The sequence below is a fragment of the Sphingomonas sp. P3_C5 genome (assembly GCF_056402635.1).
The window spans coordinates 421,288-444,538 of record NZ_JBFUHA010000002.1 but is presented as its reverse complement, the minus strand read 5'-3'; the positions used below and the strand labels follow the sequence as shown (position 1 = coordinate 444,538).

The window sequence follows — 23,251 nt, the reverse complement described above, 5'->3', positions numbered from 1 at the left end:
GCTTTGGCTTTCCCTCGCCATTGCGTTTGCGGGACCGTTGATCTCGTGTGGCGCGGGAGGGTCGCGCTGAGGCCATATCTTGCCGATCAATCCCCGAAAGTCGGATCGCTCAGATTGAGTGCGTAGCGTGTTGATTTGAGCGCTCCGCTCGCGATGAGCACACGCTTTTCGACAAGGTCGGCCAGATCACGGGTTACGGTTGCCTTCGAAACTCCGGTTATGCTGGAGTAGTTGGCCGCACTCAGGCCGCCCTTGAATCCATCGGGTCCTTCGCGAAACATCCGCGCGACGGCACGCGCCTGCCGCTCGTTGAGCTGATCGCGAACCCGATCGAAGAGTTTGGTCTTGGCGATCAGGAAATCGACGAGGCTTTGGGTATGCGTTTGCGCTTCGAGCACCGCCTCCGCGAACCAGGTCAGCCAGGCGCTTACGGCCATGTCCTTATTGTTCGCTTCGAGCGCATCATAATAGGCGCCGCGCTTGCGCTGAATGACATGGGAGAGGGCGAGAAGACTCGGCTGGCCGAGCGCCTGTGCCAGCGCCTTCTCGACGAGCGCCCGTGCAATCCGACCATTGCCGTCTTCATAAGGGTGGATGCTGACGAAATAGAGATGGGCGATCCCGGCGCGGGTCAATGCTGGCAAAGGGTGCGCACCGTCCGGCGCACTGTTTGCGAACCAATCGATAAAGGCCTGCATCTCATCCGGTACGGCGTTTGAGGGCGGCGCTTCGAAATGGACCCTGGGCTTGTGCAGATAACCCGAAACCACCTGCATCGGCGTCTCATGCACGCGATAGGCGCCGATATCCGCGAGATCGGTACGACCGCGCAATATCATGCCATGCCAGCGGTGCAGCATCTCGTGCGACAATGGCTCGGCAAAACCACGATAAAGATCGACCAGCATCTCGGCGATGCCCGCCTCGGCGGGCGGAATGCGGCGGTGATCGGTTTCGAGACCGAAGTGTCGGCGCAAGGAAGACTGGACGCTTTCGCGGTTGAGCAATTCACCTTCGATCTCGGATGTCTTGAGCGCCTCGCCGGTCATCATGTCGATCAGGATCGCCGTGCGATCTTCGGCGCTGATATGCTTGATCGAGCCGATCTGCTCGCCCGCATGCTGCAGGAATCGCGCTTCAGGCAGGGCAAGCGCCGCATCGCTCCAGTGAAAGCGCGGCCAACCGGGTTGCTGCCAATTCCAAGCCATGAGGTATAAATGCTCCGTTTATAACTCACGAATTGGCATATTCTGAGTTATAAAGCGAATTTTATCGATCAAGCCTCAAGCCCGCGCGAGCCGCTCCGACCGGAAGAGCGCCACGATCTCAGCCAGCACCGGCCGCGCGACGAGCATCGCCAGCGCCGCATAGGTTACGCCGCCTGCTCCAACCAGGATCGCCAGCCGCAACGCCGGTGACGGCACGGTGACCAGACCGTCGACTGCCCGCACCACCACCGCCATACCCATCGCGGCGAGTAGCGGCGGGGCCACCGCGCGGGCGAGTGCCGTCGCGCTGGTGCCGATGATCGGCATCGCGATATAGGCGGTGAATGCTGCAAGGATCGGGAAGGCCGTGAGCCATGTCCAGGCGAGGCCGGTCGGGCCGCCGCGCACCGTCAGCAGGAAGCCGAGCGGCATGATCACCGCGCCCGCCGCCGAGGAGATCACCTGGATGCGGGTGTGACCAAGCGCTGTGGTCGCTGGGGCGAACAGGATCTGCAGCGTCACGAACGGCATCGCCAGCGCGAGGATCGCGACGATCGGCACCGCCTCGATCCATTTCGGGCCGAGCATCGTCTGCACGAACGGCGCCGCCGTGGTCGCGAGGCCGAAATAAAAGGGCAGCGAGACCATCATGATGATCCGCACCGATTTCTCGAAGGCATAGGCCGCCTCGCCGCTTTTGCCCTGCAGCCGCGCATAGGCCGTGAACGCGACCTCATTGAGCGGCGGGATGAACTTGGCGGTGACGATCTGCGCCAGGAACAAAGCGGTGGTGTAGAGCCCGAGCCGGTGCGGATCGAGCGCGCGGCCGCCGATGAACACGTCGGCCTGGGTCTGGATCAGCCACAGGAAGGCGCTGAGCAGCATCGCCCCGCCGAACCGCACCGTCGCGCCCGCGCCGGCGAGGTGGAAGCTCGGCCAGACCAGCAGCCGCGCCGCGATCGTCATGCCGATCGCCCGCGTCCACACCAAAGCGAGCGGCGCGAAGACGAGCGTCCACACCCCGAAACCGGCGAGCGCGCAGAGGATCGAGGTGAGCGCGCCTGCTGCAGCCGCGAGCAGATTGACCTTGGCCTGGCGGTGGAAATCCATTGACCGGGCAAGCAGGGCACTCGGCAGGACGATGAAGGGGTTGGCGAGGTACAGGAGCGACTGAACGACCAGCAGCTCGCCGACCGGAGGCTGCTTGAAATAGCTCGCGGCGAGCGGTGCCGCGGCTGCCTGGATCAGCGCGATCGCGACATTGAGAGCGACCAGCAGGCCGAACACCTGGCGCACGTCCTTCGTCGTAATCGTCTCGGCGCGGATCAGCGCGCCAGCAAAGCCGCCCCCATTGAGCAGGCTGAGCAGCACCAGCACGCTCTGCGTCATGGCGAACAGGCCGTAATCGGCGGGATTGAGCAGGCGGATGACGAAAAAGGTCGATGCCCACATGCTGATCTGAGCAACGATCTGGCTGCCCGACCGCCACATCACTGCCTTCACGACCCGCGAGCCAATGCCGTCGGGAGCCGCGGCTTCAATCGGCGTCGTCATATCGTTCAAGCTGGCACCACCCCGCTGCGATGGCAGCGTCCCGGGGAATAGGCCGGACGGGGTAGACGAAGCGTAAAGGGCGGGAAAGAATTTCGGTTCTTTCCTTCTCCCTTCCCCTCTCCTCTTAGGAGAGGGGCAAGCTGCGCAGCAGCGCGGGGTGAGGTTGAGGGCGTGACGCTTGTGCTGGTCACCCTCACCCTTCCCATCGCCTTGCGATGGGCCCCTTCCCTCTCCCGCTGGGAGAGGGAGAAGGAGAGGGATAAAAGTTTTCCACAGCTTATCTCTGATCCGGCACCGTTCGCCGGAACCCAACCCCAATCCCCTCGTTATCCGACCGACGAAAAAGGGGATTTTTTCGATGACGATACGCGACCTCATGCCGCGGCCCTGGCAGCCTTATCTCGGCGCCGGCCTGTTTGCCCTGTCCCTCGCTGTGCTGGCGGTGATGGCACCCAACATTGTGGCGATCGCCTGCGTCCTCGGCGGCGGCGCGGCGCTGGTGCTGTTCGGGCTGACCCGCTCGCGCTTCGCTCTGTTGCTCATGACATTGCTGATGCTGGCGATTTCGGGCTGCGCGCTGCTCGCCGCGTTCATCCTGGGCAGCTACATTCTGTTACCGGTCGGGGCGATCCAGATCCTCGCGATCCTGCTGCTCGAAAGCCGCGAAAGCCGGTTCTGGATGGAAGGCGTGCCGATGATGAACGCCGGCAATCGCCATCACGCTTGATCCCGGGGCCTGATCACGGGTAGCGCCGGCGACACTCAGGCCGCGGCAGGCGCACTCTGTTGGTCGAGGTGCAGATAGAGCGCGCTGAAATCGGCTGCGGCCCTGATCGCTTCCCAATTGTCGAAGGTGATATGCCGCCGCTCGCGCCGGATGAGCCCATCGGCGGCAAGCGCGCGGAGCGTACGATTGACGTGGACCGGGGTGAGCCCGACCGCATCGCCGAGCTGCTCCTGAGTCATCGGCAACTCATAGCCATGGTGCTGCGCGATCCCTGCCGCTTCCATTCGCAGCGCGAACTCGCAGAGCAGATGCGCAACCCGCGTCCGGGCATCGCGACGCCCGACATTCAGGACCCATTCGCGGAAGATCGAGGCATCGACCAGCGCGTCGGTCCACAAGGCCCTGCCGATCGAAGGATGCCGTAACGCCAGCTGCTGAAGCGCCTCGCGCTCGATTTCGGCGCATTCGAGCCGGGTAAGCGCCTGGACGCTATGATCGGCACGATTGAGGAACAGATGCTGCAGGTCGAGGAAATCGCCGGCCATATGGATCGACACGATCTGCCGCGCGCCCTCGGCGGTCAGTTTTTGCCGGAACGCCAGGCCCGAAATGATGAAGCTGCAAATCTTGCGGGCCGGCTCGCCCTCCCGCAGCACATAGGCGGGTGCCTCATAGCCGCGCCGCACAAAGGGCAACGCGCGGACCGCATCGCAATCCGCATCGCTCAGCCGCGCGCGCGTCCGCAACTTGCGTATGATCTGGTCGGGGACCACCTGGTCTGACACATTGGCTCTCCGCTGGGCGGGAGCTCACGCATCTCTCAGTCGCCGCACCCCGGGGATAGCTTGCCGACGATGAAGCGACACTAACATAGACGTTCGTTTCTGTCTTAACAAATGTACGATAATTGATGACGATCTATATCAATCCATTTGTCGACAACGCGTCCTAATGGTATCTTTCCCACATCGCCGACTGAGCAGTACGGGCCGCGGCGCCTGAGAGACGTAGCGCTCCCGCCTGCTGGAGGGTCGCTCATGCCCATGCTCTTCTTCCACTTTCACGATGGCGTCGAACGCCTCGCCGATCCCGAAGGCGCTGAATTGACGCCGCCCCAGGCCCGCGCACGCGCCCTGAGGGAGGCACGCGCGATGATCGCGCATGATGTGCTCAGCGGCATCGTCGATCTCAGGCAACGGATCGATGTGGAAGAGGCGGACGGAACGCTGTTCCAGACCCTCTGCTTTCGGGATGCGGTCGAGATACGCGGCCTGAACCGCGGCCGGGACCGCTGAATCGCGTGCACGCTCTTGCCTCACATTATGGTTCCTTGCCGCGCGATATGCTGTACGGTCGCTGATGCCTCGCTTCTTCTTCCATGTCCTGAACGACGCCGCGTTCATGGCGGATGAAGAGGGACAGGAACTTCAAAACGTGGAGGCGGCGTGCAACGAAGCCAGGCGGGCGATCGGAGAGATCATCGCTCATGAGGTGGCAGCTGAGCTGAATACCGTTCACCTCAGCGTCCTGGTCGATGACGAGACCGGCACCCGGGTCGCGAACATCAAGGCCGTCACGCACATCGTCTTTTCGGTCAGCCCCTTCTCCGAGTAGAACAGCGCGCCAGTCCCAAAGAGGCACGAGAATTTCCCTATTAATTAACCTAGATCAGGTTTATCAAAATGCACCGATCGTCTGCAGCCTGAGCATGATCGGCTGAGAGACGCCCGCGCTCCCGCTCGCAAGGAAGCGCCATGCTCGAGGGATTGCCCGTCCTGATCGTCGAAAACGAGCCGCTGATCGCGCTCGATCTCGTGGCTGCCGTGCAAAATCAAAACGGCATTGTCATCGGCCCGGTCCCCACAGTCGCCGAGGCGCTGGCGATCCTCGCGGGCCAGCCGATCGGCGCCGCCATTCTCGACGCCAAACTCGACGATCGCGACATCACCCCGGTTGCGGTCCGCCTGCTCGAACAGGCAGTGCCCTTCGTCATCCATAGCGGAACCGGCCTCCCCGCCGAGCTAGCCGCCAGCCACCCCGATCTGCCCGTCATCCTCAAGCCGAAGCGGCCCGAAGACGTGGTCGCGAGCCTGGGGGAGCAATTGCGGGCCGCCGTTAAGGCAAAGGCGGGCAGAGTCGGCGCTCGATCGACTTCGCGCGAGCGATCAGCTATTCCAGCCGTCTGACGAGGAGATGCGCATGGCCATGTTTCCGAAGATCGACAGCCCTTGTCCCTATAAGAGCAGGCTTGCCTCGGTCATGGACGGCGATATGTGCCGCATGTGCAAACGCCAGGTGTTCGACCTGACCGAGATGCGCGACGAAGAGCGCGTCGCTTTCATGGCCGGCTGCACCGCGGATGAAGTCTGCGTTTCCTACCGCATAGCGCTGCGTCCTGCACTCGCCGCCGCTGCCATGGCGGTTTCTGCGCTGGCGCCGATGGCGGCGGCCGCGCAGGAACAGGAGATAGACATCGTCGTCGGTGGCGTTCGCGCCCCGGCCCATGCCACATTCGTCACGGTTGCCGCCAACCACATGGCGCCGGCCTTGCCAGTCGTCTATGAAGATGAGGGCAACATCGCCAAAAAACCTGCCGAAGCGCGCAGGGCAGATCCTGCCACCTCGGGCGGACACGGCCCTGCGCCGCTCAAGGTTTCGCCGGCCGCGCCCTGACCTCGGCCATGGTCTCCAGCTGAAGCAGGCTGGCGAGTTCGCTCGCCGCAAGCACTGACTGGGCATCGCCATTGCCGATCGTCAGCGCGATATGGGTGCTGTCGAAGCTGCCGAGCGTCATGTCGAAGCTGCGCCATCGCCCATCGACCCAGGCCAGGGTCCAGCTGTGCGGCAGGAAAGCGTTGCGCACGCCGTGATAGTGCGCACCGACATAGACCAGGCCGTTCACGACCCGGGTCGGGATGCCGGCGGACCGGCCAAGTGCCGCGAGCACCACGGCATCCTCGGTACAGTCCCCTGCGCGGCGCCGGATCGCCTCAAGCGCCGAATAATGGCCCTTATAATCGACATTGGGCAGCAATTCCCGCGCGCGTTTTGCGAGCATCGTCATCTTGGTCGCATCGCTCACATGCATATGTGAGACGGGCGCCGCGACCGATATCAGCTGAGGATCGTCGCTTTGCAGCCATGCAGTCGGCAAGCGCGCATTGGCTAGCCCGGCATCGTCATCCGCAAGCGCTGGACTCAGGCTGGAGCCGCAGGTGGCGCAGATATCGAGGATGATGGCGTCACCCTCAGCGGTTACCCGCTGCTCGGGCGTCCGCGGCGGGACGAAATCGATCCCATCGCGAAAAGTGAACCGATAGCGGATGTGCCCCTGCAGCGCTCCTGGCGACACTGCAAAGGGCGACCGGATCGACAGGTCGAGTTCGACGCTGGCGGGTGGGTATGGTCGCAGTGCCGTGTCGCGATTGGTACGGCGGAAGATGATGCCGGTGCCGAACATCGGCTGGGTGGTCGACAGGATATGGTGTGTGCCGTCGAGCACGAGCTTCGCCACGGAACGCAGCTCACCGCCGTCATAATGGCGGCGCAGCAGCACTATCGCGCCCTGGGGATCGGGCCCGGCTCTCGGAAACGGCTCGATCACGACGCGCTCCACCGTCGCCGCCGCCACATTGAGGCTCATGAAGTCGAGCTTTGGCGTTGCCACCGGATCCCAGCCGGGGAGCAGCCCATCGCCATCGTCGAACCGAACGCCAGGTGGCAGCGCGACCCTTGTGATGTGCCAGTCAGATCCGGTCCGCCGCACGATCTCGGCGATGGCCCCGTCGATCCGCGCATCGGTCTGTACCTGGTTCTTGCCGTCCCCTGATGAGATGCTGATCGAGAGCGTGTGGCCTGCCGCATCCTCAGTGACGAAGGTGCGGCTCGACAGCTGGATTGCGCCATGATGCCGTTCGACCAGGCTGATCTCGCGGGTGTCTATTATCTCGCGGCCATTCGGCTTCACCAAGACATCATGAAAGGCGCGGCCGATCGGCGTGCCGTCCACGGTGAAGATCACATACCATGCCGGTTCGTCCGCCGGCGCCGCGGCGCCCGCACCGCACAGGCAGAGCAATATGCCCGCAAGCAGCCCGCGATCGAGCCTCACGCCAGCGGCAATGCAGGCGCGAGCAGAGGCGCATCGAAATGCCGCCGCATCGTCGTGACCAGCAGGATGATCGCCGCAACCATCAGTCCCGCCGCCGCGATGAAGGGCGCGCCGGGGAAATAGACGCCGCGGGCATTGGCATAATGCTCGAAGATATGCGGCATCACCACTGGCCCGATGATCGAGGTCAGCCCGATCATGCTGGCGATCGCGCCCTGCAGCTCGCCCTGGCTGTCCTCATCGACCCGCATCGTCATCATGCTCTGCAGCGCTGGAAAGGCGATCCCGGTCATCGTGCCGATCACGATACCGAGATAGACCATCCATCCCGACGACGCGAAAGCGAGCACCAGATAGCTCGGAATGCCGAAAGCGAGGCTGATCACCGCGCTGCGTCGCTCGCCGAAGCGCGCGATGATCGGGCCGGTGAGGATGCCCTGCCCGATCGCCAGCAATGTTCCGAACAGCGCAATCGAAAGCCCGATCTGCAAGGGCGACCAGGCGAATTTGGCGATCAGGAAATAACCCCAGGTCGAAATCTGCGATTGCGCGGCGAGCTGCATCAGGAAGATGGTGCCGAGCACGCCGAGGACGAACGGGATTTTCGCCATGTGCCCGAGCATACCGAGCGGATTAGCGCGCGCGAGGGTGAAGGCGCGGCGACGCTCCTTCGGCAGGGTCTCGCGAAAGGTGAAATAGCCGATCGCCGCACCGCTGAGCGCAAGGATGCAGGCCGCGACGAACGGCAGGCGCACGCCGAACGTGCCGAGCAGGCCACCAATTGCCGGGCCGAGCACAAAGCCACAGGCGCCGGCGCCGCCGAGAATGCCGAACTGGCGGCCGCGTTCCTCGGGCGGAAAGATATCGGCGATGCAGCTGTTCCCGGCCGCCCAGGTCGCACCCATGATCCCCGAGATCAGCCGCCCGGCATAGAGCCAGGCGAGCGTCGGCGCCCAGGCCATCACGCCATAATCCACCCCGAGCGCGGCAAGCGTGACAAGCAGCACCGGCCGCCGCCCGAACCGGTCGCTCAACGCACCGATCAGCGGCGAGAACAGGAACTGCATCGCGGCGTAGATCAGCAGCAATTCGCCACCGATGATCGCCGCATGATCGACACTCGTATGCGCGAGGCTTTCGACCAGGGTGGGCAGGATCGGCATGATCAGCCCGATCCCGGCCATATCGATGAACACGATAAAGGCGATCAGGAACAGTCGGTTGTCGGCCTTGGGCATATCGCGGTTGGTTCCCCCGGGATGCTTTCTAGGGGGTGTTTGGGGGATTGGGAACGGGGCGGACCCTGCCCTCCCGCCCTTCCGGGAGAGCGGCGAGATTTATGAGCGGAGCGACCATCCGGTGAGCGCGTAAATCAGGATCGCTGTATTCCGGTGGGAAGCCGTCAGCGCAAGGGCGCTTTTCAAGCCCGCAACGATCGGCTCCTGCCGATGTGAGCTTCACGCAATTGCATCTGCCATGCCTTGCATACTAAACTTTGCGCGCATGCTTCACAAAAACAGCCGCCTCTCGAAGCAGCGCTCCAATAGCCAAGCACCCGCTGCTACAGGCGAGTAAAATCACACCGATATCATTGTGGATGAATGCCCAGCCACCCTCTCGCCGGTAGATGGATGCGGCAACCAAAAAAACGCTCAGACTGAAAATCACGATACCCAGGCGTCCGAGCCTTGGCAGGAAAGCACCTGTCCCGATCAGCACCGTCATCACGGTCAGAAATACGGCTCCGCTGGCGGCTTCCATTTGCAAGGCTATTTTTCTGTACTCGTTTCTGCCTCATGCGGCTCAACCTTGATGGGGCATGGCGCAGGGTGAGGATAGAGCATCAGACCATATCGCCCCGCTCTTATTTTGTCGCCGACGTGACATCCAGCGATCTGAGAAGGTCGAACCATTGTGGTTCCGGTAATCCCCTTCTGATCCCGGGCACTTACTACAACCGCTCCAGCACGCCAGCTGCCTTGATATGCGCCGAAACCGACGATGGTGGCGATCTCGGGCATGGTTTCCCGCTTGCTAATTTCGTTGTCTATAATTCCGCACGTCGTCAATACTGTGGCCATGCCAAGAAACGTCATGACGAGACAGCCAAGTCCGCTGCTCCTGAACAAGATTATGTCAATCTTCAGCAACCTGATGAGGCGGTTCATCTCAAACTGGTAAGCGACACGGATTGGGGTTGCAACGGTGCGGCTGTCTTTGAGCTGGTGGGAAAGAAGACAGTCTCCAGCGCCGACACCATTTTATGGCGGAGGCGGGCGATGCCCGGTGGCCGCCGGCCTTGTGGGCCAAACCGCTTGCCACATCCCCGAGACGGCATGAGAGATAGGCAATGGCGCCTGACCCGACCGAAACCTTCTCCACCCGCCCGACCCGATCGCGCGCCATCGGCTGTACGCTGGCGCTGCTGATCTTTATCGGCCTTCCGGTCGCTGCCATCCTCTGGCTTACAGCCGTCCCCGGCCATTCCTACACCGGTCCCCTGCCTCCGCTCGACGCCGGCCAACAACAGATCGCGGCCAATCTCGAAGCCCATGTCCGCGCGATCGCCAGCAAACCGCACAATATCGAGCACCCGGCCGCGCTCGAATTCGCCGCGCTGCATATCGAGGATGCGCTGACCGACATGGGCTATCAGGTCCACCGCCAGCCGCTCGGCCTGGATGGCAGCGAGCGCAATATCGAGGTGGTGATCGATCCCGCCACGCCGGCCGCCGAAACGCTCGTCATCGGCGCGCATTATGACAGCGCGTTCGACGCGCCCGGCGCCAACGACAACGCCACCGGCACCGCCGGCGTCATCGAGCTCGCCCGGCTGCTCGCCGATCTGCGCGGCAAATCGGCGCTGCGCATCAGGCTCGTGCTGTTCGTCAATGAGGAGCCGCCCAATTTCCAGACCGCGAATATGGGCAGCCTGGTCTATGCCGAGCGCCTGAAGCGGAGCGGCGAGCCGGTGATGGGCATGCTCTGCCTCGAAACGCTCGGCTATTACAGCGATCAGCCCGGCAGCCAGCATTATCCGGCGCCGCTCGACCTGCTCTATCCGCACACCGGCAATTTCGTCGCCTTTGTCGGCCTGACCTCGTCCCGCAGCTTCGTGCGCAAGACGGTCGGCGCGTTCCGGGCGCAGGCACAGTTCCCGAGCGTCGGCGGCACCGCACCGGGGTTCGTCACCGGCATCGACTGGTCGGATCACTGGTCGTTCGAACAGGTCGGCATTCCGGCAGTGATGATCACTGACACGGCGCCCTTCCGCTATCCCTGGTATCATCGGCGCGGCGACACGCGCGACAAGGTGGATTATGCGAAGCTTGCCCGGGTGGTGTCGGGGCTCGAGCGCGTGGTCAGGAGTTGGGCGACGGCGCCTTCCTCGAGCTCGAAGGCGTGAGCACGTAAAGCCGGCCGCCACGCGGTTGCAAATGGACAAGATCAGCCACGCTATTTACCTTCCCCACATGGCCAGCCCTCTCGGGATGCACGCGTGCTGATTGAATTCGACCATCGGCAATCGGACTCGCCTTACGTCGAGCGGATATGGCGGAGCCGCTCCAGGCAGGGCGGCTCTTTCTTCTCCATGGCGGAGAGCTGCATCGAGATCGTCTTCACCAGGCTGCCGGAATTCACAGCGGCAACGTTGCGCGGACCGGTGTCCAAGGGGGTGCTCCTCGAATGTCCGCCGAACGGCGAATGGCTTGCCGTGCGCTTCAAGCTGGGCACCTATCTGCCGCAGTTCCCGACGGCGTCGTTGATCGACCATCGGAGCGTCGATCTGCCCCTGCTTCCAAATGGCCGCTTCTGGTTTTCCGGCCAGTCCTGGGAGATTCCGAGCTACGCCACGATCGAGGATCTCGTCGCCCGCCTCGCAGCCGCCGGCGTGATCGCGCTGAACCGGGCAACCGATGCCGCGATCGAAGGCGATCACAGCTATATGAGCCAGCGATCGGTGCAGCGCCATTTTCGCCACGTCACCGGCATGACCTTCAGCGCCTGGCAGCAGATCGGGCGCGCGCGGCATGCCGCGGGGTTGCTGGTGAACGGGTCCTCGGTGCTCGATGCGACATTCGACGCCGGCTATTTCGATCAGGCGCACCTGACCCGCTCGGTCAAACAGCTGATCGGCACCACTCCCGCGCGCCTGGCGCGAGAGCGGCCGCAATTGTCGTTCTCGTACAAGGAAGAGAGCGCCTGATCGGTTAGTCGGGGTGTGACACCGAAGGAGCGCGGCGATGAGTTTCCAGGCGTATCTGGACAATATCCAGACCAAGACCGGAAAGTCCCCGGACGAGTTCCGCGCATGGGGCATCGAGCGCGGCTTTGCCACGAGCGAGGGACTTGCGGGCGGCGTAAAGGCGGGCGCCATCGTCGCCGCCCTCAAGGACGAGTTCGGCCTGGGTCATGGCCATGCCATGGCCATCGTGGCACTTCTCAAGGGCAAGACGGGGGACGCATGATGACGAAAGACAAACTCGGACGCATCGCCGGCTATACGATGAGCGGAGTCGTTATTGCCTTCATGCTGCTCGATGGCGGGATGAAGCTCGTCCCGCTTGACGTGGTGATCAAATCGACTGCTGAACTTGGCTATCCCCCCTCGCCGGAGCTCGCGCGCGGGCTTGGCGTGGTCGCGCTGCTCTGCACTGCGCTTTACGCCTTTCCCCGCACCTCAGTGCTCGGCGCGATCCTGCTGACCGCTTATATGGGCGGCACCGTCGCCACCCATCTCCGCGTCGGCAATCCGCTCTTCAGCCATATGTTGTTCGGCGTGTACCTGGCTGTTCTCACCTGGGGCGGGCTTTATCTGCGCGACCCACGGATCAGGGCGATACTGCCCTGGCGGCCCGCCCTATAGCTGCAGGCCGAACCGGGGCGCGAGCCACGTCATCAGCGCGTAAAGGATGATCGTGAGGACGCACCCGCCAAGCAGCGCGAGCCAGAACGAGATGCCGTGGCGGAGGAGCGCCGGTATCAACAGGAACATCGGCATCGAGGGGAGGACATACCAGAAGGTCGCCCCCGCATGCGCGGCCATGTTCTCAGCGTCGGGCTTTTCCGACCACAGCCAGATCATCCCCAGCACCGATACCAGCGGCAGCGACGCGATGAGCGCGCCGAAGCCTGGATAGCGCTTCGCGATCGTTGACGCCGCGGCGATCAATATGCCTGAGATCAGGGCTTTCAAAGCAAGATAGAGCATCGCCGCATAGTGCGCCGCTGGCCGGCAATGGCAAGGGCCGGCCCGGTCTTGCCCGGTGCTGAATGCGCGGGCGTTAACCATCAGAATTGCCTCGGGTGCGGAACCGGCCCGGCGCGCCGCTGGTTCTGCAATTCCCTGCCACATGGTCAGCCGGCCTCGTCCAAGGCCGTGATTCAGAACCAGATATTGAACCGGCCGGGCCGCAAAAAAGGAATCAGAGACATGTCCGACAACACCGACATCTCGAAGCTGGATGATCTCATCGTCACGACGATCGACAGCATAAAAGGCTATGAACATTCGGCCGAGCATGTGGACGCAGCGCGCTATGCCGACCTGTTCCGCCAGTTCGCCGCGGAACGGCGGGAGGTGGTCTCGACCCTTCAGGCCGCTAGCCGCGCGCTCGGCGGCACGCCGAACGATTTCGGCTCCGTCGCGGGTACGCTGCATCGCCGCTTCGAAGACCTGCGCAATGCGCTGGGCGGCGACGACGAAACCATCATCAAGGAAGTCGAGCGCGGCGAGGATTATCTCAAGGAGGAGTTCGAGCGGGCGCTAGGCGACGACGCGATCTCGGCCGAGACCCGAGCAGTCATCCAGGGCTGCTATGCGACGGTCAAAAAAGGACATGACGCGGTCAGCCAGCTCAAACACCAGCTCGCCGCAGTAGACTGACGCGGTGCGTGACGGCCGGGCCCGGTTGGGCTCGGCCGCTTGCCCAACACAGACGTTCAGCTGGACCCTTTCGACTGCTATGCACCAGGTCGAACGGGAGCAGTCCGATGATGTTCGCCAAACAGCTGCGCGAGGCCGTCATGCGCGGCGAAATCACCTGCAGCGTGCGCATCTGGCAGAGCCCGCGCGTCAAGGTCGGCGGCCGCTATCGCCTCGGCCCCGGCTGGATCAACGTGACCTCGGTGCGCGAGATCGGCTTCCACGGCATCACCCCCGAACTCGCCCGCCGCTCCGGTTTTCAGGGCGTGATCGATCTCCTCAAGATCGCAAAACACGGCGCCGGCGAGACAGTCTATCTCGTCGAGTTCGACTATGAGGAATGAGCGATCGGCTCGGCCTCACGCCTGGTCTCCCCCTCGCCTGATCTCATCGCCAATCCAGTCAGTGAAGGCCCGCATCGCAGCGGTCTGTTGGCGCGACTTCAGCCGCGTCAGCCAATAGCTGCCGGTATCGATCTCGATCGCGAAGGGCTGGAACAGCCGCTCGGTCACAAGCTGATCGAGGAACATCGCCGGCGGGGCGAGCGCCACGCCAAGCCCGTTCTCGGCCATCGCCACCATTAGGGTCGAGCTGTCGAACACCGGCCCGCGGAGCGACGGCGGCGTAGCGCCCGCAGCCTCGAACCAGCGTGGCCATTCATCGGCGCGGTAGGAGCGCAGCAGCGTCTCGCCGGTCAGCGCTTCCGGGCTGTGCAAGCGCTTCGCGACGGCGGGCACGCATAACGGGCTGAGCGGCGCCGGCATGATCGGCTCGGCATGGGTGCCGTGCCAGGCACCATCGCCGAACCGGATCGCGAGATCGAGGCCCTCGCCGGCAAGATCGACGCGGTTGTTGTTGGTCATCACCCGCAGATCGATGTGCGGGCACGCCGTCGCGAAGCGATCGAGCCGCCGCATCAGCCAGCCAGCCGCGAAGGTCCCGACCACACCCAGCGTCAGCACTTCGCGCAGCCGGCCATCGGCATAGCGCTCGAGGGTCACGCCGATCCGGTCGAACGCGTCGGCGACCACCGGCACCAGCGCGTGCCCCTCGTCGGTGAGCGCGAGGCCGCGCGGCAGGCGGCGGAACAGCGGCACGCCCAGCCGCTGTTCGAGCAGCGCAACCTGATGGCTCACCGCGCCCTGGCTGACGCAGAGTTCAAGGCCTGCGCGGGTGAAGTTGAGGTGACGCGCGGCGGCTTCGAAAGCGCGCAAGGCATTCAGCGGAAGATGAGCGCGGTCCACGCGTGAGGCATGAACTGGATTGATGGCTCTGTCGAGAATTGATGCTTTGCCGTCGCGCCCGATCGGGGGCCAGATAGCATCTCAAGCAAGGGGAGCCTCATGATGCACCGGCGCATATTCAAGACCTGCGCGACACTGCTGGCGATCACGGTGATGGACTGCGGGCCGACCCGGAGCCAGACCGCAGCGACAGCACCGAGCCCTCAACAAAAGCAGGGGCAGCCCGTCGAGATCGCGCTGTGGCCGCAAGGGCTGGCAATTACGAAGCCTGAGCTCGAAACGCCCGCGACGGGCAGCCACGAGACGAGGGCCGCAGGCACCAAACCGGTTGCGGGACGGCCATGGACCTATGTCGGCAACGCCTGGCGGCCGACCATGACCATCTATCCGCCAAAGGGCGAGAACACCCACGCCGCGCTCATGGTATATCCCGGCGGCGGTTATCAGGTCCTGGCGATCGACCTTGAAGGCACCGAGATCTGCGACTGGGCGACTTCGCGCGGCATCACCTGCGTGGTCCTCAAATACCGCGTCCCGCAGACCTGGTGGCACAAGGATTGCGGCGATGGCCACAAATGTCAGCGCCAGCCCAACCCGTTCCTGCCGCTGCAGGACGCCCAGCGCGCGATGGGTCTGTTACGCCAGCGCGCGGCGGGCCTTGGCGTTGATCCGCACAAGATCGGCGTCATCGGATTCTCGGCCGGCGGGCATCTGGTGACGGCGATCAGCAACGCGACGGGGCGCAGCTACACGCCGGTGGACGCCGCTGACACGCTCAGCGCCCGCCCCGATTTCGCGATGCCGCTCTACCCCGGCCATCTCTGGGCCGAAGAGGGAACCGAGCTCTATCCGTTCGATCCGATCAGAGCCGATTGCCCGCCGACCTTCATGGTCCAGGCCGAGGATGATCCAGTCGACGATGTCCGCAATTCCATCGCCTATTTCCTCGCGCTCAGGGAGAGCAAGGTGCCGGTCGAGATGCACATCTACGCCCATGGCGGCCACGCCTTCGGCGCCCGCCCGACCGCCGAGCCAATCACCCACTGGCCCGCGCTGGCCGAGACCTGGCTTCGCACGATACACGTCCTTTGATGTGCGCTTGATACCGCTTCAGGCAGGCGCCTTTCTTCCCCGCTCCTTTCAGGAGAGGGGCAAGCTGCGCAGCAGCGCGGGGTGAGGTTGAGGGCGAGACACTCATGTCCGTCACCCTCACCCTTCCCATTGCTGCGCAATGGGCCCAGCGTTGGGTCGGTCATGCCCCCGGCATGACCTGAACAGCGCGGGGCGCTGTTCACCCAACGCTCCTCTCCCGATGGGAGAGGGAGAAGATCAGCCGTTGACTGTGGTCGCCAGAACTCTGGTGCAAACAGCTGCAATCATTATAGACTTGCCTCCTCAAACGCCCGCCTTGCCGGGCGTCGTTCATTCCCAAGGAGGCAGGCATGACCATCACCATCACCGCTTTCGAGCGCTCGCCCGATGGCGGCAAGGGACTGGCGCGGGATACGCGGGTGCGCTGGGCGCTCGAGGAAGCGAACCTGCCCTATGAGGTCCGCCTGGTGTCGTTCGGCGCAATGAAAGAGCCCGCGCATCTCGCGATCCACCCGTTCGGCCAGATCCCCACTTACGAGGAAGGCGATCTCGCGCTGTTCGAAACCGGCGCGATCGTCTTTCATATCGCCACGCACAATCCGGGCTTGCTGCCCGAGGAGGCCAATGCCCGCGCCCGGGCGATCACCTGGATCTTCGCCGCGCTCAACACAGTCGAGCCGCCGATCCTCGAGTTCGTGACCGCAAGGATCTTCGAGGCCGACAAGCCTTGGGCCCAGGACCGGCTGCCGCTGGTCGCTGATCGTGTCCGCGCGCGCCTCGAACAGCTTTCCGCCTATCTGGGCGATGCCGAGTGGCTCGATGGCCCCTTCAGCGCCGGCGACCTGATGATGGCCTCTGTCCTGCTCAGGCTGAGAATGTCGGGCATCCTCGACGAATTCCCCAATCTCGCCGCCTATGTCGCCCGCGGCGAAGCACGGCCCGCCTACAAACGCGCGTTCGAGGCGCAATTGGCGATCAACGCTCCAGCCGGCTGATCGACGCTGGCTCCATTGATACCGCTATCCTAATTTGGTAGCGCTACCAGCACCGTACGGGCCGATTCATCAAGGCCCGGCGGACAAAGGGAGAGCGATGAAGAAGCTGCTGACCGCGTGCCTGATTGCCGCCTTGCCCTTGTCCGCCCCCATATCCTCCGCCGCCGCAGCGCCAGCCGATCCGCTGGCGCCGACCGGCCGCTGGTCGGCCTATACCGCCGGGCGCGGCGCCACCCCGCCAATGGGCTGGAACACCTGGAACGCCTTCGCCACTGACATCGATGAGGACAAGGTCATCGGGTCGGCGCAGCAGATCGTCGAGCTCGGGCTCGCGGCCAAGGGGTATCGCTACATCAACCTCGACGATGGCTGGGCGCTGAAGCGCCGCATGCCCGACGGCCAGATGATCCTGCGTACCGACAAATTCCCATCCGCGCGCATCGGCGGCGATACGCCGACCTTCAAGCCCTTCACGGATCGGCTGCACGCAATGGGGCTGAAGGCCGGCATCTATTCGGATCTCGGTCGCAACACCTGCTCGGAAGCCTGGTCGGAGACGGACACGGATCTGCCCAAGGGCAATGTCCTGGAGCGCGAAGTGGGCCTTTACGGCCGCATCGATCAGGACATCGGCCTCTATTTCGCCAAATGGGGCTTCGACTATATCAAGGTCGATGGCTGCGGCCTGCGCGATTATGGGCCTCAGAATCCCCGCGTCCTCTCGGGCAAGTTCCGTGGGCTTGGGCCATACCTCGATTCCGGGGCCGTCACGCGCACGGACATTCCAGCGATCCAGGAGATGTTCCGGCACATCAACCTCGCGCTGGTGCGCAACAATCCGGACGGCGACTATATCCTCTCCCTCTGCATCTGGGGTGCTGCGAACGTCCGCACCTGGGGCAAGGACTATGGCGCCGTTTCGCGCACCAGCGACGACATCTCGCCCGCCTGGGGCCGGCTGCTGGTCAATTACGACAGCAGCGTCACGCGCTCGCTCTACGCGCATCCCGGCTCCTGGAACGATGCCGACATGCTGCACATCGGCGCGGGCGATTTCGACGCGAACCATCTGACCGAGGCGCGCTCGCATTTCGCGCTCTGGGCGATGCTCAATTCGCCGCTGATGATCGGCACTGATCTGCGCAAAGCCCCCAAGGCCCTGCTCGACATTTTCGGCAATGCCGACATCATCGCGCTCGACCAGGACCCCGCCGGCAATCAGGCAGTGCTCGCCCATGATTCAAGCGACCTGCAGATCCTGGTGAAGATCCTTGCCTCGGGCGACAAGGCGGTGGCGATCTTCAACCGGAGCTCGGGCGCCTATGATGTCGATCTGAGCGCAAGCCACCTCAAATTCACCGACACGGCGCCGATCGAGCTGACCGATCTCTGGACCAAGCAGCGCACCAGCTTCACCAGGCGCACGCGGCTGCACGTGGCCCCGCGCGAGACGCTGATCTTCCGCGCCCACGGAACCCGCTTACTGCAAGGCGGCTATTATCTGTCGGAACAGCCCGGCAGCGTAAACCCGGCCGTTGACGGCACGGTTCGCCCGGCGGTCGATCCCACCATCTTCCGCACGGCGTCCGGTTGGGCCGGAACCGGCGGCGCCGGCGATCGGCCGACCTATGCCGGCTGGGGCGGCGCCCGCGCCGACAGCGCACCTTATGGCCAGACCCTCCACATCGCCGGCAAGCCCTTCGCGGCAGGTATCGGTGTGCTCGCCAACTCCCGGCTCGAGGTCCGCAACACTCAGGCGGCGCGCTTCATCACCATGGTCGGCGTCGACGACACCGCGACTGACAAGACGCACGCCGTGACCTTCGCCGTTTACGGAGACGGCAAGCTGCTCGCGACCAGCGCACCGCTCAAATGGGGCATGCCTGCCCGGCCGCTCTCGGCTCCCGTCGCGGGCGTAAAGCTGATCGAACTGGTCGCCCGCAGCACTGGCGCCGACAATGAACGGCTGACTGTTACCTGGGGCGAGGCGGCGCTGATGGAGCGTTGATGCGGCCAGAGGCAGCTGAGCGCCCCGCTCAGTCGCCCTGGTCGGCGCAATCCTTCCGCTCGGGCTCGGCCCAGCAGCGCAAGCCCTGTTCGATCGCCGGGCGCTCGGGAACGGCCAGATTCGCATCGGCAAAATACCACTCGAAGACCAACGCGCCCGGCTGGTCCGGCTCGAGATAGAATGTCGGCTCGGCGGCGCCGGCCGCAGACCGCACCAAGACTGACGATACCGGCTTCAAAGCCCGGGCCAGTTTCGGGTCATCACCGCACAGCCCGTCCGCCGCGGCGTGGAACGCAGTGCCTAGCCGGTGCTCGAGATCGTCCAGTCGTGCCGCCGGAAAACTCGTCCGGTCCTCGTGGACCATCAACGGCCGATCCAGCTCGATCGCGATCCGGTCTGAACATCCCCTCACCGTCGCGGCCATCGCGCTCGTCGCAGCCGCAACCGGAACAGCGACAGCTTTCGGCGCGGCCTCTGATTGGTTGTCGGGCGTCGCGGCGGAACAGCCGATGAGCATCAGCGGAAGCGAAACGGAAAGAAAGAACCGATAGTTCGTCACGGCCAATCTATAGCGGCTTCCCAGCATGCTTCAAATGGCCGGCATAGCATCTTCGGCGTCCACCAGCGCAGAGACATTTACCCACCACCAATCTCTGTTACGGTCGGCACTCTGCACTTCGGGGGGAGTTTCCAGGATGGCGACGTTTATTCTCGTCCACGGTGCATGGCACGGCGGCTGGTGCTGGGAGCGGCTCACGCCCCTGCTCACCGCGGCAGGTCACACGGTACTCGCGCCAGATCTCCCGGGCATGGGCGCGGACCAACGGACTCCGTGCGAAGATCCGCTCGGCGAATGGGCCGATTTCATCGCGGACCTCGCATCCGCGGCCGAGGCTCCGGTCATCCTTGTCGGCCATAGCCGCGGCGGCATCGTGATCAGCGAAGCGGCCGAGCGCGTGCCGGATCGTATCGCCAGGCTCGTCTATCTCACGGCCTTCCTCCTGCAACCGGGCGAATCGCTTGCGGCGGTCGCCGAACGCCATCCCGAGGCCGGACCGGGCGCGGCGATCCGGCCAAGCGACGATCCCCTCCGCCTGATCCTCGATCTCGAACAGGCATCGCCGATCTTTTACAACCTGACCACCGAGAGCGACGCGCGAGCGGCTGCCGACCGGCTCACCCCGGAGCCTCTTGCTGCGCTCACCATGCCTCTCAGGATCACCGCGGAACGCTTCGGGCGCGTTCCCCGCGCGTATATTGAGGCAGTCCATGATCGCGCGATCAGCCTCGAGATGCAGCGCGAGATGCAGGCCGCCCTGCCCTGCTCGCCCGTTATCACCCTGGAGACAGACCACTCGCCTTTCTATTCAGCGGTGCCGGCACTGGCTGAGGCTCTGCTTCAGCTCGCCTGAGCTGCCAGCGCACAAGCGGTTCCCGTGGGCCCGGGAAACATGCCATGTCACGCGCTCGGCGACGACTCGATCGTCGGCTTCGGGGGAGAATGAACATGATGATGGAACATCGCCTGACCGCTCTGGTCACGATCCTTGCGCTGCTGGTCTATTTCACGATGGGCCTTCAGGTCGGCAAGGCGCGCGGCAAGTCCGGCATCGACGCCCCCGCAATGACCGGCGACCCGCTGCTCGAGCGCACCATCCGCGTCCACATCAACACCCTCGAATGGCTCCCGCTGTTCCTCGCCGCGCTATGGCTGTTCGCGATCTACTGGAACGAGCTTGTCGCCGCCTGCCTCGGCATGGTCTGGATCATCGGCCGTCTGGTCTATTCGGCCGGCTACCGCGCCGATCCCGGCAAACGCAGCGCCGGCTTCCTGATCCAGTTCCTGGCCACAGCTGTCCTGCTGCTCGGCGCGCTCGGCCGGATCATCTACAGCCTCGCGATCAGCGGCGCCTGACCCACGCTGCCACATCGCGGCACGCTGATACTTGACTTCCGAGCCGCCATGAGAAATACTTCACTACATGGTGAAGTATCAAGCCTCAGCGATCGACCGCACCTTCTCGGCGCTCGCCGATCCCACCCGGCGAGGTGTGTTGATGCGGCTGGAACAGGAGCCCGGCCTGTCAGTCAGCGAACTCGCCCGACCCCTTTCGCTGAAGCTTCCCGGCATGATGAAGCATCTCGACGTTCTGTCGGATGCGGGCCTGATCACGCGCAGCAAGACCGGCCGCACGGTATCGGTCAGCCTGGTGGCCGGCCCGATGCAGGAGGCAATGGCGTGGCTCAAACGCTATGAGCGTTTCTGGACGGTAAGCCTCGATCGGCTCGTTGCACTGGTCGAGGATGGCGAAGAATGACCGGCAGCCTCCCGAGCGTGACCATCGTCCGCAGAATCAAGGCGCCGCCCGCAAAGGTCTGGGCGGCGATCACCGAGCCCGATCTCATGCTGCGCTGGTGGGGTCCAGACGCGGGGCCGACGCTCAGCGTCGAGGCCGATGTGCGGCCGGGCGGTCGCTTCAGCATCAAATTCCGGCTGCTGAACGGCGACGAACATAATCCCACCGGCGTCTACCGGGAGGTGATCCCGGACAGCAAGCTCGTCTTCACCTGGGAATGGCCCGAAATGCCGGAGCGGGAGTCGCTGGTGACCTTCCTGCTCGAGCCGTTCGACGGCGGCACCGAGCTGACGCTGATCCATGAGCATTTGCCGGACGAAGCGGCGCGCGAAAGTCACGAGCAGGGCTGGAACGGCCTGCTCGACAAGCTTCCGGTTTTCCTTGGAGAGACGATATGAGCGAACTGACCATCTGGACGCTTGACTGGGTTCCTGAAGGCCCGCGCGGTTTCGTGCGCGATCTCAGGCTGAGATGGGCGTGCGAGGAAGCCGGCCTCCCTTATGCGGTGCGGACCGTCGCCTTCCAGGGCCGCGAGACCAATCATCTGGCGGATCAGCCATTCGGTCAGGTCCCGTTCCTGAAGGAGGGCGGCGTCGAAATCTTCGAAAGCGGCGCCGGACTGCTCTACCTCGCCCGGAAAAGCGATGCGCTGATGCCGCGCGATACGGCAGGAGAGGCGGAAACGGTGCAATGGACGATTGCCGCGCTCAACTCGATCGAGATGGTCACCGTGCCATGGTGGTTCTTCAAGATCAGCGGCGCCGAGGAGAACAGCGCGCTCACCGGATGGCTGGGCCAGCGTCTCGGCCATATGGAACGTGTACTGGGCGAGCAGGAATGGCTCGCCGGCGAGCGCTTCACCATCGCTGACCTGCTGATGGCGGACGTGCTGCGCGTTCCGGAGATCCGCGCCTTCGGAGACCGGCCCGCGACTGAGGCCTATGTCGCCCGCCTGACCAGCCGCCCCGCCTTCGTGAAAGCCCATGCTGACCAGATGGCGCATTTCGCCGCGGCGGACCCGGTTGCGGCGGGCTGACGTCTCGCCTTAAGATGGGCGCATGACCAAGCACCGCATCTGTTCGGCCAGCGTCGCCAGCGTATATCCCTTCTACATCGCCAAGGCGGAGCGGAAGGGTCGCACCAAAGCCGAGGTCGATGAGATCATCCGCTGGCTGACCGGCCACAGCCAGGAGACGCTCGAAGAGCAGCTGGCGAAGGGCACGAACTTCGAGGATTTCTTCGACAACGCCCCGCAGATGAATCCCTCGCGATCGCTGATCACCGGAAAAGTCTGCGGCGTCCGCGTCGAAGAGGTCGAGGAGGCGACCATGCGCGAAATCCGATATCTCGACAAACTGGTCGACGAACTCGCCAAGGGTAGACCGATGGCGAAGATATTGCGGGCTTAGCTGGCGTCTTTTGCCAGGCATTTGAGAAATGCTTTGTGCACGAAGCCGGGCAGCTCACCCCGACTCTGCAGTCCCAACAGTTTCTCGAGCGCTGGCGATTTGTCATCGGGCTGGGCGGTGCGTATCGACCGATAGGCATTCAGCGCGCTCTCGACCCCAGCCAGCTGCTGTGCGTCCGGATCGTCCGACTTCGCCGGATTCTCGATGATGAAAGCGCCCATGGCGACGGTGTATTGGAAGACGATCTCAGGGGTATGCGCATAGTCCTTTTCGGACACGCTCCCGAGAGGGTCCAGACAGACGTTTACCGATACATCCGGCGCATCCATCAGCCACTGAAGCGCCCACGCCCGATCATCCTGCAGGCTTGCATTCAGCGGTTCGTGTTCGAGGCTGTGCACGATGGAGACGAAGCGCTGCCGATCTTCAGGCGACGATTGCGCTTTCGTTTGGGCGAAAGCTGGAGCTGCGCAGGCGAGAAGCGCAAGCAGCATGGCAGGCAGGGTGGCTATTTTCATCCCGCACTCTTGGATCAAGATGCGAGTGTCCGCAACCGGCGCAATTCCAGCCGCGCCCGCGCTGCGGTCTTTACATCAGCCACCAGGGTTGGAACGCACCGC

31 protein-coding genes are annotated in these 23,251 nt (G+C 64.0%); 20 read left to right on the top strand and 11 right to left on the bottom strand.

The window, feature by feature from the left end; translation table 11 throughout:
- Nucleotides 1-86 precede the first annotated feature (86 nt).
- Nucleotides 87-1,208: a Fic family protein gene (locus AC1DVS_RS08365; protein ID WP_478021971.1), complete on the bottom strand. Its 1,122-nt coding sequence runs from the start codon at nucleotides 1,206-1,208 to the stop codon at nucleotides 87-89.
- 75 nt (nucleotides 1,209-1,283) lie between these two features.
- Nucleotides 1,284-2,762 carry a lipopolysaccharide biosynthesis protein gene (locus AC1DVS_RS08360; protein ID WP_478021970.1) on the bottom strand — a complete coding sequence of 493 codons (1,479 nt, stop codon included), beginning with the start codon at nucleotides 2,760-2,762 and terminating at the stop codon, nucleotides 1,284-1,286.
- A 358-nt stretch (nucleotides 2,763-3,120) separates the two neighbouring features.
- On the opposite strand from AC1DVS_RS08360, the gene AC1DVS_RS08355 reads away from it, so the two are divergent.
- Nucleotides 3,121-3,489, top strand: a complete 369-nt coding sequence (locus AC1DVS_RS08355) for a hypothetical protein (protein WP_478021968.1) — start codon at nucleotides 3,121-3,123, stop codon at nucleotides 3,487-3,489.
- A 35-nt stretch (nucleotides 3,490-3,524) separates the two neighbouring features.
- Here AC1DVS_RS08355 and AC1DVS_RS08350 read toward each other — a convergent pair whose 3' ends face one another.
- Nucleotides 3,525-4,274, bottom strand: a complete 750-nt coding sequence (locus tag AC1DVS_RS08350) for a Crp/Fnr family transcriptional regulator (RefSeq protein ID WP_478021967.1) — start codon at nucleotides 4,272-4,274, stop codon at nucleotides 3,525-3,527.
- Between the two features lie 252 nt (nucleotides 4,275-4,526).
- On the opposite strand from AC1DVS_RS08350, the gene AC1DVS_RS08345 reads away from it, so the two are divergent.
- The 4 genes from AC1DVS_RS08345 (at nucleotide 4,527) to AC1DVS_RS08330 (ending at nucleotide 6,162) form a co-directional block, all read left to right on the top strand.
- The gene (locus AC1DVS_RS08345; RefSeq protein ID WP_478021966.1) at nucleotides 4,527-4,784 is read left to right on the top strand and encodes a DUF6894 family protein; all 258 of its coding nucleotides are present in this window, start codon (nucleotides 4,527-4,529) and stop codon (nucleotides 4,782-4,784) included.
- A gap of 64 nt (nucleotides 4,785-4,848) precedes the next feature.
- Entirely contained in the window at nucleotides 4,849-5,103 is a 255-nt protein-coding gene (locus AC1DVS_RS08340) for a DUF6894 family protein (RefSeq protein WP_478021964.1), read from the top strand.
- A 140-nt stretch (nucleotides 5,104-5,243) separates the two neighbouring features.
- Entirely contained in the window at nucleotides 5,244-5,675 is a 432-nt protein-coding gene (locus AC1DVS_RS08335; RefSeq protein ID WP_478021963.1) for a response regulator, read from the top strand.
- 13 nt (nucleotides 5,676-5,688) lie between these two features.
- On the top strand, nucleotides 5,689-6,162 hold the full coding sequence (locus tag AC1DVS_RS08330) for a hypothetical protein (RefSeq protein ID WP_478021962.1): 474 nt from the start codon (nucleotides 5,689-5,691) through the stop codon (nucleotides 6,160-6,162).
- Here the strand turns inward: AC1DVS_RS08330 and AC1DVS_RS08325 are convergent.
- The 4 genes from AC1DVS_RS08325 to AC1DVS_RS08310 form a co-directional block, all read right to left on the bottom strand.
- A complete protein-coding gene (locus AC1DVS_RS08325; RefSeq protein WP_478021961.1) occupies nucleotides 6,137-7,600 on the bottom strand; it encodes a transglutaminase-like domain-containing protein in 1,464 nt (487 codons plus the stop codon). The genes AC1DVS_RS08330 and AC1DVS_RS08325 overlap by 26 nt on opposite strands.
- Nucleotides 7,597-8,838, bottom strand: coding sequence for a TCR/Tet family MFS transporter (locus tag AC1DVS_RS08320; protein WP_478021959.1), 1,242 nt, complete (start codon nucleotides 8,836-8,838; stop codon nucleotides 7,597-7,599). Before AC1DVS_RS08320 ends, AC1DVS_RS08325 begins: the two co-directional genes overlap by 4 nt.
- A 250-nt stretch (nucleotides 8,839-9,088) precedes the next feature.
- Entirely contained in the window at nucleotides 9,089-9,361 is a 273-nt protein-coding gene (locus AC1DVS_RS08315) for a hypothetical protein (protein WP_478021958.1), read from the bottom strand.
- 8 nt (nucleotides 9,362-9,369) lie between these two features.
- Nucleotides 9,370-9,768 carry a hypothetical protein gene (locus AC1DVS_RS08310; RefSeq protein ID WP_478021957.1) on the bottom strand — a complete coding sequence of 133 codons (399 nt, stop codon included), beginning with the start codon at nucleotides 9,766-9,768 and terminating at the stop codon, nucleotides 9,370-9,372.
- 182 nt (nucleotides 9,769-9,950) lie between these two features.
- Here AC1DVS_RS08310 and AC1DVS_RS08305 point away from each other — a divergent pair, with 182 nt between their 5' ends.
- The 4 genes from AC1DVS_RS08305 to AC1DVS_RS08290 all read left to right on the top strand — a co-directional run bounded on the left by AC1DVS_RS08305 (nucleotide 9,951) and on the right by AC1DVS_RS08290 (nucleotide 12,467).
- Nucleotides 9,951-11,006, top strand: coding sequence for a M28 family peptidase (locus AC1DVS_RS08305; RefSeq protein WP_478021956.1), 1,056 nt, complete (start codon nucleotides 9,951-9,953; stop codon nucleotides 11,004-11,006).
- Between the two features lie 93 nt (nucleotides 11,007-11,099).
- Nucleotides 11,100-11,807 carry a helix-turn-helix transcriptional regulator gene (locus AC1DVS_RS08300; protein WP_478021954.1) on the top strand — a complete coding sequence of 236 codons (708 nt, stop codon included), beginning with the start codon at nucleotides 11,100-11,102 and terminating at the stop codon, nucleotides 11,805-11,807.
- A gap of 37 nt (nucleotides 11,808-11,844) precedes the next feature.
- Complete coding sequence (locus AC1DVS_RS08295) at nucleotides 11,845-12,069, top strand: DUF4287 domain-containing protein (protein ID WP_478021953.1); 225 nt, start codon at nucleotides 11,845-11,847, stop codon at nucleotides 12,067-12,069.
- Complete coding sequence (locus tag AC1DVS_RS08290) at nucleotides 12,069-12,467, top strand: DoxX family protein (RefSeq protein WP_478021952.1); 399 nt, start codon at nucleotides 12,069-12,071, stop codon at nucleotides 12,465-12,467. Before AC1DVS_RS08295 ends, AC1DVS_RS08290 begins: the two co-directional genes overlap by 1 nt.
- Here AC1DVS_RS08290 and AC1DVS_RS08285 read toward each other — a convergent pair.
- Entirely contained in the window at nucleotides 12,462-12,812 is a 351-nt protein-coding gene (locus tag AC1DVS_RS08285) for a DUF3147 family protein (protein WP_478021951.1), read from the bottom strand. The genes AC1DVS_RS08290 and AC1DVS_RS08285 overlap by 6 nt on opposite strands.
- 222 nt (nucleotides 12,813-13,034) lie before the next feature.
- Between AC1DVS_RS08285 and AC1DVS_RS08280 the strand changes: the two genes are divergently transcribed.
- Nucleotides 13,035-13,487, top strand: coding sequence for a PA2169 family four-helix-bundle protein (locus tag AC1DVS_RS08280; protein WP_478021949.1), 453 nt, complete (start codon nucleotides 13,035-13,037; stop codon nucleotides 13,485-13,487).
- A 107-nt stretch (nucleotides 13,488-13,594) separates the two neighbouring features.
- Nucleotides 13,595-13,870, top strand: coding sequence for an ASCH domain-containing protein (locus AC1DVS_RS08275; RefSeq protein WP_478021948.1), 276 nt, complete (start codon nucleotides 13,595-13,597; stop codon nucleotides 13,868-13,870).
- A gap of 15 nt (nucleotides 13,871-13,885) precedes the next feature.
- Here AC1DVS_RS08275 and AC1DVS_RS08270 read toward each other — a convergent pair whose 3' ends face one another.
- On the bottom strand, nucleotides 13,886-14,770 hold the full coding sequence (locus AC1DVS_RS08270) for a LysR family transcriptional regulator (RefSeq protein WP_478021947.1): 885 nt from the start codon (nucleotides 14,768-14,770) through the stop codon (nucleotides 13,886-13,888).
- A 102-nt stretch (nucleotides 14,771-14,872) separates the two neighbouring features.
- On the opposite strand from AC1DVS_RS08270, the gene AC1DVS_RS08265 reads away from it, so the two are divergent.
- The 3 genes from AC1DVS_RS08265 (at nucleotide 14,873) to AC1DVS_RS08255 (ending at nucleotide 18,865) form a co-directional block, all read left to right on the top strand.
- Nucleotides 14,873-15,862: an alpha/beta hydrolase gene (locus AC1DVS_RS08265; RefSeq protein WP_478021945.1), complete on the top strand. Its 990-nt coding sequence runs from the start codon at nucleotides 14,873-14,875 to the stop codon at nucleotides 15,860-15,862.
- 350 nt (nucleotides 15,863-16,212) lie between these two features.
- Entirely contained in the window at nucleotides 16,213-16,857 is a 645-nt protein-coding gene (locus AC1DVS_RS08260; protein WP_478021944.1) for a glutathione S-transferase family protein, read from the top strand.
- Between the two features lie 97 nt (nucleotides 16,858-16,954).
- A complete protein-coding gene (locus tag AC1DVS_RS08255; RefSeq protein WP_478021943.1) occupies nucleotides 16,955-18,865 on the top strand; it encodes an NPCBM/NEW2 domain-containing protein in 1,911 nt (636 codons plus the stop codon).
- A gap of 28 nt (nucleotides 18,866-18,893) precedes the next feature.
- On the opposite strand, the gene AC1DVS_RS08250 is transcribed toward AC1DVS_RS08255, so the two are convergent.
- On the bottom strand, nucleotides 18,894-19,424 hold the full coding sequence (locus AC1DVS_RS08250) for a hypothetical protein (RefSeq protein ID WP_478021942.1): 531 nt from the start codon (nucleotides 19,422-19,424) through the stop codon (nucleotides 18,894-18,896).
- 136 nt (nucleotides 19,425-19,560) lie between these two features.
- Between AC1DVS_RS08250 and AC1DVS_RS08245 the strand changes: the two genes are divergently transcribed.
- From AC1DVS_RS08245 to AC1DVS_RS08220, 6 genes are all read left to right on the top strand, one after another.
- Entirely contained in the window at nucleotides 19,561-20,277 is a 717-nt protein-coding gene (locus AC1DVS_RS08245) for an alpha/beta fold hydrolase (protein WP_478021941.1), read from the top strand.
- A 95-nt stretch (nucleotides 20,278-20,372) separates the two neighbouring features.
- The gene (locus AC1DVS_RS08240; RefSeq protein ID WP_478021940.1) at nucleotides 20,373-20,780 is read left to right on the top strand and encodes an MAPEG family protein; all 408 of its coding nucleotides are present in this window, start codon (nucleotides 20,373-20,375) and stop codon (nucleotides 20,778-20,780) included.
- A gap of 67 nt (nucleotides 20,781-20,847) precedes the next feature.
- On the top strand, nucleotides 20,848-21,183 hold the full coding sequence (locus tag AC1DVS_RS08235; RefSeq protein WP_478021938.1) for an ArsR/SmtB family transcription factor: 336 nt from the start codon (nucleotides 20,848-20,850) through the stop codon (nucleotides 21,181-21,183).
- Nucleotides 21,180-21,620 (top strand): SRPBCC family protein, encoded by a 441-nt coding sequence (locus AC1DVS_RS08230; protein ID WP_478021937.1) that lies wholly within the window; start codon nucleotides 21,180-21,182, stop codon nucleotides 21,618-21,620. The genes AC1DVS_RS08235 and AC1DVS_RS08230 overlap by 4 nt, the downstream gene beginning before the upstream one ends.
- The gene (locus AC1DVS_RS08225) at nucleotides 21,617-22,258 is read left to right on the top strand and encodes a glutathione S-transferase family protein (protein ID WP_478021935.1); all 642 of its coding nucleotides are present in this window, start codon (nucleotides 21,617-21,619) and stop codon (nucleotides 22,256-22,258) included. The genes AC1DVS_RS08230 and AC1DVS_RS08225 overlap by 4 nt, the downstream gene beginning before the upstream one ends.
- 22 nt (nucleotides 22,259-22,280) lie before the next feature.
- Nucleotides 22,281-22,631 (top strand): DUF2200 domain-containing protein, encoded by a 351-nt coding sequence (locus AC1DVS_RS08220; protein ID WP_478021934.1) that lies wholly within the window; start codon nucleotides 22,281-22,283, stop codon nucleotides 22,629-22,631.
- Here the strand turns inward: AC1DVS_RS08220 and AC1DVS_RS08215 are convergent.
- A complete protein-coding gene (locus AC1DVS_RS08215) occupies nucleotides 22,628-23,149 on the bottom strand; it encodes a hypothetical protein (RefSeq protein WP_478021932.1) in 522 nt (173 codons plus the stop codon). The two genes, AC1DVS_RS08220 and AC1DVS_RS08215, sit on opposite strands and share 4 nt — an antisense overlap.
- Between the last annotated feature and the right edge of the window lie 102 nt (nucleotides 23,150-23,251).

Excerpts from the sequence above, each read along its gene's own strand:
- AC1DVS_RS08230 (WP_478021937.1), top strand. The coding sequence starts at position 21,180 with ATGACCGGCAGCCTCCCGAGCGTGACCATCGTCCGCAGAATCAAGGCG.
- AC1DVS_RS08240 (WP_478021940.1), top strand. The coding sequence starts at position 20,373 with ATGATGATGGAACATCGCCTGACCGCTCTGGTCACGATCCTTGCGCTG.
- AC1DVS_RS08235 (WP_478021938.1), top strand. The coding sequence starts at position 20,848 with ATGGTGAAGTATCAAGCCTCAGCGATCGACCGCACCTTCTCGGCGCTC.
- AC1DVS_RS08315 (WP_478021958.1), bottom strand. The coding sequence starts at position 9,361 with ATGGAAGCCGCCAGCGGAGCCGTATTTCTGACCGTGATGACGGTGCTG.
- AC1DVS_RS08365 (WP_478021971.1), bottom strand. The coding sequence starts at position 1,208 with ATGGCTTGGAATTGGCAGCAACCCGGTTGGCCGCGCTTTCACTGGAGC.
- AC1DVS_RS08295 (WP_478021953.1), top strand. The coding sequence starts at position 11,845 with ATGAGTTTCCAGGCGTATCTGGACAATATCCAGACCAAGACCGGAAAG.
- AC1DVS_RS08260 (WP_478021944.1), top strand. The coding sequence starts at position 16,213 with ATGACCATCACCATCACCGCTTTCGAGCGCTCGCCCGATGGCGGCAAG.
- AC1DVS_RS08330 (WP_478021962.1), top strand. The coding sequence starts at position 5,689 with ATGGCCATGTTTCCGAAGATCGACAGCCCTTGTCCCTATAAGAGCAGG.
- AC1DVS_RS08280 (WP_478021949.1), top strand. The coding sequence starts at position 13,035 with ATGTCCGACAACACCGACATCTCGAAGCTGGATGATCTCATCGTCACG.
- AC1DVS_RS08335 (WP_478021963.1), top strand. The coding sequence starts at position 5,244 with ATGCTCGAGGGATTGCCCGTCCTGATCGTCGAAAACGAGCCGCTGATC.
- AC1DVS_RS08355 (WP_478021968.1), top strand. The coding sequence starts at position 3,121 with ATGACGATACGCGACCTCATGCCGCGGCCCTGGCAGCCTTATCTCGGC.
- AC1DVS_RS08290 (WP_478021952.1), top strand. The coding sequence starts at position 12,069 with ATGACGAAAGACAAACTCGGACGCATCGCCGGCTATACGATGAGCGGA.
- AC1DVS_RS08320 (WP_478021959.1), bottom strand. The coding sequence starts at position 8,838 with ATGCCCAAGGCCGACAACCGACTGTTCCTGATCGCCTTTATCGTGTTC.
- AC1DVS_RS08265 (WP_478021945.1), top strand. The coding sequence starts at position 14,873 with ATGCACCGGCGCATATTCAAGACCTGCGCGACACTGCTGGCGATCACG.
- AC1DVS_RS08360 (WP_478021970.1), bottom strand. The coding sequence starts at position 2,762 with ATGACGACGCCGATTGAAGCCGCGGCTCCCGACGGCATTGGCTCGCGG.
- AC1DVS_RS08305 (WP_478021956.1), top strand. The coding sequence starts at position 9,951 with ATGGCGCCTGACCCGACCGAAACCTTCTCCACCCGCCCGACCCGATCG.
- AC1DVS_RS08310 (WP_478021957.1), bottom strand. The coding sequence starts at position 9,768 with ATGAACCGCCTCATCAGGTTGCTGAAGATTGACATAATCTTGTTCAGG.
- AC1DVS_RS08345 (WP_478021966.1), top strand. The coding sequence starts at position 4,527 with ATGCCCATGCTCTTCTTCCACTTTCACGATGGCGTCGAACGCCTCGCC.
- AC1DVS_RS08225 (WP_478021935.1), top strand. The coding sequence starts at position 21,617 with ATGAGCGAACTGACCATCTGGACGCTTGACTGGGTTCCTGAAGGCCCG.
- AC1DVS_RS08215 (WP_478021932.1), bottom strand. The coding sequence starts at position 23,149 with ATGAAAATAGCCACCCTGCCTGCCATGCTGCTTGCGCTTCTCGCCTGC.
- AC1DVS_RS08220 (WP_478021934.1), top strand. The coding sequence starts at position 22,281 with ATGACCAAGCACCGCATCTGTTCGGCCAGCGTCGCCAGCGTATATCCC.
- AC1DVS_RS08255 (WP_478021943.1), top strand. The coding sequence starts at position 16,955 with ATGAAGAAGCTGCTGACCGCGTGCCTGATTGCCGCCTTGCCCTTGTCC.
- AC1DVS_RS08285 (WP_478021951.1), bottom strand. The coding sequence starts at position 12,812 with ATGCTCTATCTTGCTTTGAAAGCCCTGATCTCAGGCATATTGATCGCC.
- AC1DVS_RS08275 (WP_478021948.1), top strand. The coding sequence starts at position 13,595 with ATGATGTTCGCCAAACAGCTGCGCGAGGCCGTCATGCGCGGCGAAATC.
- AC1DVS_RS08245 (WP_478021941.1), top strand. The coding sequence starts at position 19,561 with ATGGCGACGTTTATTCTCGTCCACGGTGCATGGCACGGCGGCTGGTGC.
- AC1DVS_RS08340 (WP_478021964.1), top strand. The coding sequence starts at position 4,849 with ATGCCTCGCTTCTTCTTCCATGTCCTGAACGACGCCGCGTTCATGGCG.